The sequence below is a fragment of the Bradyrhizobium sp. 23 genome, from assembly GCF_023073295.1.
Taxonomy (GTDB): domain Bacteria; phylum Pseudomonadota; class Alphaproteobacteria; order Rhizobiales; family Xanthobacteraceae; genus Bradyrhizobium; species Bradyrhizobium canariense_D.
In genome coordinates, this window is record NZ_JADPJF010000151.1 from 754272 (window position 1) to 762341 (window position 8070).

General features: G+C 63.6%; 8 protein-coding genes and 1 tRNA gene. 3 read left to right on the top strand and 6 right to left on the bottom strand.

Annotated features, from left to right (window positions below; translation table 11 throughout):
• Positions 1-5: 5 nt before the first annotated feature.
• The 3 genes from IVB32_RS40705 to IVB32_RS40715 form a co-directional block, all read right to left on the bottom strand.
• Positions 6-1640, bottom strand: coding sequence for an alkaline phosphatase family protein (locus IVB32_RS40705; protein WP_247372304.1), 1635 nt, complete (start codon positions 1638-1640; stop codon positions 6-8).
• A 131-nt stretch (positions 1641-1771) separates the two neighbouring features.
• Positions 1772-2812, bottom strand: coding sequence for a GTPase ObgE (gene obgE, locus IVB32_RS40710; RefSeq protein ID WP_018459859.1), 1041 nt, complete (start codon positions 2810-2812; stop codon positions 1772-1774).
• Positions 2813-2896: 84 nt separating this feature from the next.
• Positions 2897-3379: a MaoC family dehydratase gene (locus IVB32_RS40715; protein WP_018459860.1), complete on the bottom strand. Its 483-nt coding sequence runs from the start codon at positions 3377-3379 to the stop codon at positions 2897-2899.
• 127 nt (positions 3380-3506) lie between these two features.
• Here IVB32_RS40715 and IVB32_RS40720 point away from each other — a divergent pair, with 127 nt between their 5' ends.
• Positions 3507-4421 (top strand): DMT family transporter, encoded by a 915-nt coding sequence (locus IVB32_RS40720; protein WP_018459861.1) that lies wholly within the window; start codon positions 3507-3509, stop codon positions 4419-4421.
• A gap of 67 nt (positions 4422-4488) precedes the next feature.
• Here IVB32_RS40720 and IVB32_RS40725 read toward each other — a convergent pair whose 3' ends face one another.
• From IVB32_RS40725 to rplU, 3 genes are all read right to left on the bottom strand, one after another.
• Positions 4489-5082, bottom strand: coding sequence for a GNAT family N-acetyltransferase (locus tag IVB32_RS40725; protein WP_247372306.1), 594 nt, complete (start codon positions 5080-5082; stop codon positions 4489-4491).
• A 153-nt stretch (positions 5083-5235) separates the two neighbouring features.
• Positions 5236-5505, bottom strand: coding sequence for a 50S ribosomal protein L27 (gene rpmA, locus IVB32_RS40730; RefSeq protein WP_018459863.1), 270 nt, complete (start codon positions 5503-5505; stop codon positions 5236-5238).
• A 97-nt stretch (positions 5506-5602) separates the two neighbouring features.
• Positions 5603-5995 carry a 50S ribosomal protein L21 gene (gene rplU / locus IVB32_RS40735; RefSeq protein WP_007604396.1) on the bottom strand — a complete coding sequence of 131 codons (393 nt, stop codon included), beginning with the start codon at positions 5993-5995 and terminating at the stop codon, positions 5603-5605.
• A gap of 332 nt (positions 5996-6327) precedes the next feature.
• Here rplU and IVB32_RS40740 point away from each other — a divergent pair, with 332 nt between their 5' ends.
• Together IVB32_RS40740 and IVB32_RS40745 are read left to right on the top strand one after the other, a co-directional pair.
• Complete coding sequence (locus IVB32_RS40740; RefSeq protein WP_018459864.1) at positions 6328-7467, top strand: ROK family protein; 1140 nt, start codon at positions 6328-6330, stop codon at positions 7465-7467.
• A gap of 419 nt (positions 7468-7886) precedes the next feature.
• Positions 7887-7976, top strand: a tRNA-Ser gene (locus IVB32_RS40745).
• Positions 7977-8070 lie beyond the last annotated feature (94 nt).

Genomic DNA, 8070 nt, shown 5'->3' on the forward strand with positions numbered 1-8070 from the left:
CTCACTCACAGCTTCGCGCGCTGCGCGATCCCGTCCTTGATCGACGCCAGCTCCGCTTCGTCCCAAACACCGATCAAAATCCCGCCCTTCACCTGGAGCTGGTTGTCGGCATAGGCGGCGATTTTCTCGCGCGGCGTCGTGATGTGGTCGTTGGGATGCAGCGCCCAGTCGAACAGCTCGGCCTGCAGTCGAGCGATGACGCCGGCGCACTCGGGATCGTCGCCGCGATCCAGAAACTCTTCCGGATCGGTTTCGAGGTCGTACAGCATCGGGAGGAAGCCTGAGGCGTGGATGTATTTCCAGCGGCCGTCGAACACCATGAACAGGCGACAGCGTTCGATCGGCTGATTCAGCTTCAGCCGCACGTCCTGCATGACATAGTCGTATTCGGAGAACGCCACCTTGCGCCAATCCGGCGGACTCTCGCCGCGCAGCAGCGGCAGCAGCGAGCGTCCCTCGAGGATATGGCCCGGCACCTTGCCGCCGAAATAGTCGACGAAGGTCGGCGCGAGATCGATGGGTTCGACCAGCGCATCGTTGCGCGTGCCACGCGTCGCATCCGCCTCCTTCGAGGGATCGATGATGATGAGCGGGATCTTCGCCGACTGCTCGTGGAACAGATCCTTCTCGCCCATCCAGTGATCGCCGAGATAGTCGCCGTGATCGGAGGTGAACACGATCATGGTGGTGTCCAGCAGGTCGCGCTCCTCCAGGAACTTCATCAGCACGCCCATCTGGGCGTCGATCTGGGTGATCAGGCCCATATAGGTCGGGATCACCTTCTCGCGGGCATCGTCGCGCGCCATGTTGCGGGAGTAGCGCATGTCCATATAGGCGCCGAACACCGGATGCGGGTTCTGCCGCTCGCGCTCGGAGCGGATCACCGGGATCATGTCCGATGTCGAATACATGCTGGCGTAGGGTTCGGGCGCGATGTAGGGCCAGTGCGGCTTGATGTAGGACAGATGCAGGCACCACGGCCTGCCGTCGGTCTCGGCCTCGCCGATGAAATCCATGGCGCGTCGCGTCATGTAGGGCGTCTCGGAATGCTCGTCCGGCACGCGCGCGGCCTTGTCGGCATGCACGAGCAGCCAGCCGTTCTGGAGCGAGCCGTCCTCGGCCGCGCCTGAATTGGCCCAATGCTCCCAGGGATTGGGCGCATCAAAGCCCTGCTGGCGCAGATATTCGTCGTATTTCGGACGCGGCCGCCCCGTGGGATGCAGGCCGTCGTCACGCTCATAGGGCTCAAACCCGCATTCGGCGACGTGCACGCCGATCATCGATTCCGGCGGGATGCCGAGCGCCTTCATGCCTTCGAGATCGGGCGCCATGTGGGTCTTGCCGACCAGCACGTAGCGCACGCCGAGCTTCTTGAGGTGATCGCCGAGGGTGGGCTCGCCGACCCGCAACGGCCAGCCGTTCCAGTGCGAGCCGTGCGAGCGCATGTAGCGCCCGGTGTAGAACGACATCCGCGAGGGGCCGCAGATCGGCGACTGCACATAGGCCTTGCTGAAGAGCACGCCGCGCTTCGCCATGGCGTCGATGTTCGGTGTCTTCAGCGTGGGATGGCCGGTGCAGCCGAGATAGTCATAGCGAAGCTGGTCGCACATGATCCAGAGAACGTTCTTCGCGCGCGCCATGCGTGATCCCTGCCGTTTCTTGATTGTGGGATGCTGCGCTATCGAGGGCGCGAAGACAAGCTATCAGCGATGCACGCGTCTGCGGCCGTACACTCCAGCGTCGTCCCGGCCTTCGCCGGGACGACGAAAAATCAAACCGACCACGGCTCCGCTTCGGCCGCGCTCTTCGCTTTCGCAGACACCGGGCTCTCGCCGATCACATCCGCAAGAGAGCGCAACGCTTCCTGCACGCCGTCACCGGTGACGGCGGAGAGCAGCAGCGGCGTCTTCTTGGCGGCGCGCTTCAGCCGCTCCTTCTGCTTCTTCAACTCGTCCGGCTCGATCGCGTCGATCTTGTTCAGCGCGACGATCTCGATCTTGTCGGTGAGCTGCCCGGCATAGGCGTCCAGCTCCGTTCGCACCGTCTTGTAGGCCTTGCCGGCGTGCTCGCAGGTCGCATCGATGAGATGCAGCAGCACGCGGCAGCGCTCGACATGGGCGAGGAAGCGGTCGCCGAGACCGACGCCTTCATGCGCGCCTTCGATCAGGCCGGGGATGTCCGCCAACACGAATTCGCGGCCGTCGGCATTCACGACGCCGAGCTGCGGATGCAGCGTGGTGAAGGGATAGTCGGCGATCTTCGGCTTGGCCGCGCTGACCTTGGCAAGGAAGGTCGATTTGCCGGCATTGGGCAGGCCGACGAGGCCGGCATCCGCGATCAGCTTCAACCGCAGCCAGATCCAGCGCTCCTCCCCGGGCTGGCCGGGATTGGCATTGCGCGGCGCGCGATTGGTCGAGGTCTTGAAATGCGCGTTGCCGAAGCCGCCATTGCCGCCCTCGGCCAGCACGAACTTTTCGCCGACAGTGGTGAAATCGTGGATCATGGTCTCGCGATCTTCATCGAAGATCTGCGTGCCGATGGGGACCTTCAGCACGATCGACTTGCCATTGGCGCCGTGGCGGTCCGAGCCCGAGCCGTTCTCGCCCTTCTGGGCCTTGAAGTGCTGCTGGTAGCGATAGTCGATCAGCGTGTTCAGCCCGTCGGCGACCTCGATGATGACATTGCCGCCGCGGCCACCATTGCCGCCGGAGGGGCCGCCGAATTCAATGAATTTTTCGCGGCGGAACGCCACGCAGCCGTTTCCGCCGTCGCCGGAGCGGATATAGACCTTTGCTTCGTCTAGGAATTTCATGGGCCATAGGTAGGCCAGCCGGTCCCGCGCGGCAACCCGGATGGACCCGCAAATCGGCCGAAACCCGGCGATTTGTGGCCTTGCTTAACCAGCTGGCCGGCGCCGGATCAGGAATTTCTGCGTGCCCTCCAGCACCAGCTCCTTGCGCTGGTTGAACACGGTGCTTTTGAGCGTCACCACGCCGGTCGAGCGTCCCGGCACCAGCTCGGTGACCTCGAGCGCGGGATAGATTGTGTCGTCGGCGAAGACAGGTTTGAGGAACCGGCTGGATTGCTCGAGGAAGCCGACCAGGGAGTCCTCGACCATGAACGGAAACAGGCCGGCGCCGGGCGCGGTGTGGATCAGCGTCTGGAAACCGTGGGCGAGCAGATGCGGCATGCCGCGGCTGCGGCAATACTCCACGTCGTAATGCACCGGATGCGTGTCGCCGCTCGCGGTCTGGAACGCCGCGAACACCGCCGTCGTCTGCGTGCGGCTCGGCAGCACGAAGCGCTCGCCGACCACGAAATCCTCAAACCAGCGTTGCGCGGGGATCATGCGATGCCGGGCCGGGTCGAAGTCGGTCATGGCTAAGCTCTTTCCTGGCTCTCTTGTGAGACACCTGTCGCTACCGCGACGCGGAGAGTGCGACAATCCGTTCAATTCGTCCAACGCGGGCTTGTCGTGACGGCCTGCGTCATTACAACGGCGCTCGATGCCCCTGTTCAAGAATCTATCGGCCTATGACGAACGCTCGGCGCGCCTTGCCGGGATTGCGCTCATGGTGCTGTCGATCTTCATGTTCTCGTTTGGCGATGCCATGGGCAAGTTCCTGGTCGGGACTTATTCGGTGGGGCAGCTGCTGTTCCTGCGCGCCTGCGCGGCGCTGCTGCTGCTGTCGCCGTTGGTCTGGCGGCAGCGTCACCAGTTCCTGCATCTGGAGCGGCCGGGTCTCCAGCTCTTTCGCGTCGTGCTGTCGACGCTGGAAGTGGCGGCCTTCTTCCTTGCGACGGTCTACCTGCCGCTCGCCGACGTCATCACCTATTATCTCGCCGGGCCCATTTTCGTCACCGCGATGTCGGCGATCTTTCTCGGCGAGAAGGTCGGCTGGCGGCGCTGGACGGCGATCCTGATCGGCTTCTGCGGCGTCCTGATCGCGCTGCGGCCCTCGGCACAGACGGTGAGCCTGCCGGCGCTGATCGCGCTTGGCGGCAGTCTTTCTTTCGCAACGCTGATGTTGATCACGCGCAGCCTGCGCAAGACGCCCGATATCGTGATGGCGTCGTCGCAATTCGTCGGCACGTTCTTGCTGGGCGCTGTGCTGTCGGCGTTCCACTGGGTGCCGCCGACATCGGGCAGCCTCGTGATCTTCGCGCTGGCGGGATGCGTCTCGGTCACGGCGCTGTTCTGCGTCAACCGCTCGCTCAAGCTCGCGCCGGCCAGCGTCGTCGTGCCCTATCAATATTCGATGATCGTCTGGGCGGTGATCTTCGGCTTCGTCGTGTTCGGCGACGTGCCCGAAATCGCCACCATCGTCGGCGCCGCCATCATCATCGCCGCCGGGTTCTATATTTATCTGCGTGAGCGCGATCTCGGACGCAGGGACGCGGATGTGAATCCGCCAGCGTGATTACAGCGGAATAAATTCGAGCGTCGTCCTGGCTTTCACCAGGACGACAGTTTGAGCCGCCTCCGCCCTACCTCACCCTTCGCGCGCTGCTCCAGCTCTTCAGCGACGCCCACACGCCGCGCGAGAGACGGAAGCAGTCGACGGGCGTGGACGAGCCCAGCGCCAGGAAGCGATGCAGCTGGACGCCGCTCCACTGGAAGCCGCACTTCTCCAGCACGTTGCGCGAGGCCGGGTTGGTGACGCGCGCGCCTGCATAGAGATGATCGTCCTCGAACTCCTCGAAGAAGAAGTCGATCGCGCCGCGTGCGGCCTCGGTGGCAAAGCCCCGGCCCCAATGCTCGACGCCGAGCCAATAGCCGAGCTCGGGGTTGTCGGGCGTCGAGCGGTCGATGCCGACCATGCCGATGGGGCCGCTGTCATGCTCGATCAGGAACACCGTCTCGCTGCCGGGCAGGGCGCTGGCGCGGATGAAGGCGATGGCGTCGTCCTGCGAATAGGGATGCGGGAGGCGCCTTGTGTTTTCGGCGACGCGACGGTCGTTGGCGAGGAGGGCGATGGTCCTGACATCGGCGAGGGTCGGCCGCCGCAAGGTCAGCCGCTCGGTGGCGACGACGCTGGGTCTCGCCTCCCGCAAGGTCACGCTCGAAAAATCCTGCAACATGTCCGGCTCCGTCGAAGTCACTAAAGTGAAAAGTGAGCACGCAAACGAAAGGGGAGGCCGGTTTCCCGCCTCCCCTGGAGCCTTCGATCTGTGATCTCAAGGACTCCGCCGGTTCGGTCTGGGACCCGGCGGACTCCAAATTTGATCCACCGTCTATTCAGCCGCCTCTGCGAGCGGGAGCACCGAGATGAAGGTGCGGCCGTTGGCTTTGGCCTGGAACGTTACGCGGCCCTCGATCTTGGCGAACAAGGTGTGGTCCGTGCCCATGCCGACATTAAGGCCGGGATGCCAGGTGGTGCCGCGCTGACGCGCAATGATGTTGCCGGGAATCACAACTTCCCCGCCGAACGCCTTGATACCGAGGCGCTTGCCCTTGGAATCGCGACCGTTGCGCGATGAACCGCCTGCTTTTTTGTGAGCCATGGCTCGTCTCCGAAATTCTACGTATTTCTAGATCAATTCCTTGACGGAATCATTTCACAATTTCTCACGCATCACTTCGTGACGGCGCGTGATCAAATTATGCGGCGGCCTCTTCGGTCGTGGTCTCTGGCTTGGCGACCTTCTCCCGCTTCGGACGCGGCCCCTTGGTGGGCTTGGCGCCGTCCGTCAGGATCTCCGAGATGCGCAGCACGGTGATCTCGTCGCGATAGCCGCGCTTGCGGCGCGAATTCTTGCGGCGGCGCTTCTTGAAAGCGATGACCTTGGGACCGCGCTTGTGGTCGAGCACCTCGACCGCAACGGACGCGCCGGCGACCGTGGGCAGACCCAGGATCGGCGTGTCGCCGCCGACCAGGAGAACTTCATTGAGCTGCACGATCGAGCCGACTTCGCCTTCGATCTTGCCTACTTCCAGGACATCATCCGGAACGACGCGGTACTGCCGGCCGCCGGTTTTGATGACTGCGAACATCGTTGTTTTCCTTCGTGTTCATTCCCGGCCTCGCGACATATTGTCGGGGCCGGCTTTTTGTCAGTCGTTATGGGTTTATGCGAGTTTTGTGCGGGCGGGAGTTATCCCTTTGAAAACCCACGTAAAAACAAGCGGCGCGAGAAACGCCCCGCGCCGGTTGCGGGATTTATAGCCGCTGATCCCCCGGAGTCAAGGAAAAGCCGGCGAAAACGGCCGGATTTGAAGCATTTGGGCCCGATCCGGCCCGCAGGCGAATTTCGGACCGCGCCGCAACCAACAGGTTCCCCCGCCGTTGTCCCGGCGAATTCAGTCACACGGGCAAGGGGCTTACCATGGCAACAGACGAGCTGGTCAAGACGACGACGGGCATCGCTCATCACGGCGCGGAGCGGCTGCCGTCGGTGGATATCGACAGCTTCAACATCGAGATGAAGGACGAGGATGGCTTCATCGGCGACCGCGCCAGCAAGGGCGCGTTCCGCGAGATCCTCGAGCGCTGGCGCAAGCCGCTGCGCAAGTCCGGCGAGGACCCGTTCGGCAAGGAGCCGTCGGACGAGATCAGCAAGAAGACGCTGGACGCCATCCTGGTCGGCGACGACACCGAGGCCTGGGCGGTGGTGCATAGCGCCATCGAGGACTTCGCCCAGGAGCTCGCTTACGTCACCCGCCGCTTCCTCAAGTCCAAGGCCTGGGCCAAGACCGAGCGCATCGTGGTCGGCGGCGGTTTTCGCGATTCCCGGCTCGGCGAGCTCGCGATCGCGCGCACCGAGATTATCCTCATCGCCGAGGGCTTCAAGATCGACATGCTGCCGATCCGCCATCATCCCGACGAGGCCGGCCTGATCGGCGCGCTGCATTTGGCGCCGTCGTGGATCTTCGAGGCCCATGACAGCATCCTCGCCGTCGATATCGGCGGCACCAACATCCGCTGCGGCCTGGTTGAGACCAGCTGGAAAAAGGCAAAAGACCTGTCGAAAGCCAAGGTCGTGAAGTCCGAGCTGTGGCGTCATGCCGACGACGAGCCGACGCGCGAAGGCGCGGTGAAGCGGCTGACGAAGATGCTGAAGGGGCTGATCACCGAGGCCGAGAAGGAAGGCTACAAGCTGGCGCCGTTCATCGGCATCGCCTGTCCCGGCGTGATCAACGCGGACGGCTCCATCGAGAAAGGCGCACAGAACCTGCCGGGCAATTGGGAGAGCAGCAAGTTCAACCTGCCGGCGAGCCTGCTCGAGGGCATTCCGCAGATCGGCGAGCACGACACCGCGATCCTGATGCACAATGACGGCGTGGTTCAGGGCCTCTCCGAGGTGCCGTTCATGCAGGACGTCGATCGCTGGGGCGTGCTCACCATCGGCACCGGCCTCGGCAATGCCCGCTTCACCAACCGCCGCAAGGACAACGGCAAGGACAAAGACAAAGACCGCGATTCTACGGAGAACGGGAAGAAAAAGGCCAAGTCCGACAAGGAGTAACCTTGACTGGTTAGGTTAAGGACCGGATTGCGTTGCGGTGCACCGCCCGCACGCTACGGTCGAAACCGTCGCCTCACCTGGCCGGCGAAGCCGCCCTTCCCAGCCAGTATTTCAATGAGCGGCACCGGGACCGCCAGTGTTTACCGCGTCTGGCGGTCCCACCCCGCCTTTTGCGGGTACCAGTGATTCGGCACCGACGTGCCGCATCGGGCTCGCGCCGGGTCAGTGGCGAACGGCTCAGGCCCATTCCCGCGCAAACCGCCGCCGAAATCCGCGATCGCCCCCGATCATCACCGTGACATCGTGGGTCCAGCCGGAAAACCGGCCCGATTTTCGCCCTCGCAAGCCTTGTCTGGCCCGCCATCCTCGCCTATTAACGCCCGAACCACAGGGGCCATGCTCCTTACTTGGCGCCTTCAGGAGAGGTGGCAGAGTGGTCGAATGCACCGCACTCGAAATGCGGCATAGGTGCAAGCCTATCGGGGGTTCGAATCCCTCCCTCTCCGCCAACATCATCCGTGTCCGGCCCGAAGACATGGGTAACGGAACGTACCTAAGACATGGGTGACAGCCTCGTGCCGAACGGGTTGTCGAGAGGTTGCA

Excerpts from the sequence above, each read along its gene's own strand:
- IVB32_RS40715 (WP_018459860.1), bottom strand. The coding sequence starts at position 3,379 with ATGACCGACTTCGACCCGGCCCGGCATCGCATGATCCCCGCGCAACGC.
- rpmA (WP_018459863.1), bottom strand. The coding sequence starts at position 5,505 with ATGGCTCACAAAAAAGCAGGCGGTTCATCGCGCAACGGTCGCGATTCC.
- IVB32_RS40720 (WP_018459861.1), top strand. The coding sequence starts at position 3,507 with ATGCCCCTGTTCAAGAATCTATCGGCCTATGACGAACGCTCGGCGCGC.
- IVB32_RS40705 (WP_247372304.1), bottom strand. The coding sequence starts at position 1,640 with ATGGCGCGCGCGAAGAACGTTCTCTGGATCATGTGCGACCAGCTTCGC.
- obgE (WP_018459859.1), bottom strand. The coding sequence starts at position 2,812 with ATGAAATTCCTAGACGAAGCAAAGGTCTATATCCGCTCCGGCGACGGC.
- rplU (WP_007604396.1), bottom strand. The coding sequence starts at position 5,995 with ATGTTCGCAGTCATCAAAACCGGCGGCCGGCAGTACCGCGTCGTTCCG.
- IVB32_RS40740 (WP_018459864.1), top strand. The coding sequence starts at position 6,328 with ATGGCAACAGACGAGCTGGTCAAGACGACGACGGGCATCGCTCATCAC.
- IVB32_RS40725 (WP_247372306.1), bottom strand. The coding sequence starts at position 5,082 with ATGTTGCAGGATTTTTCGAGCGTGACCTTGCGGGAGGCGAGACCCAGC.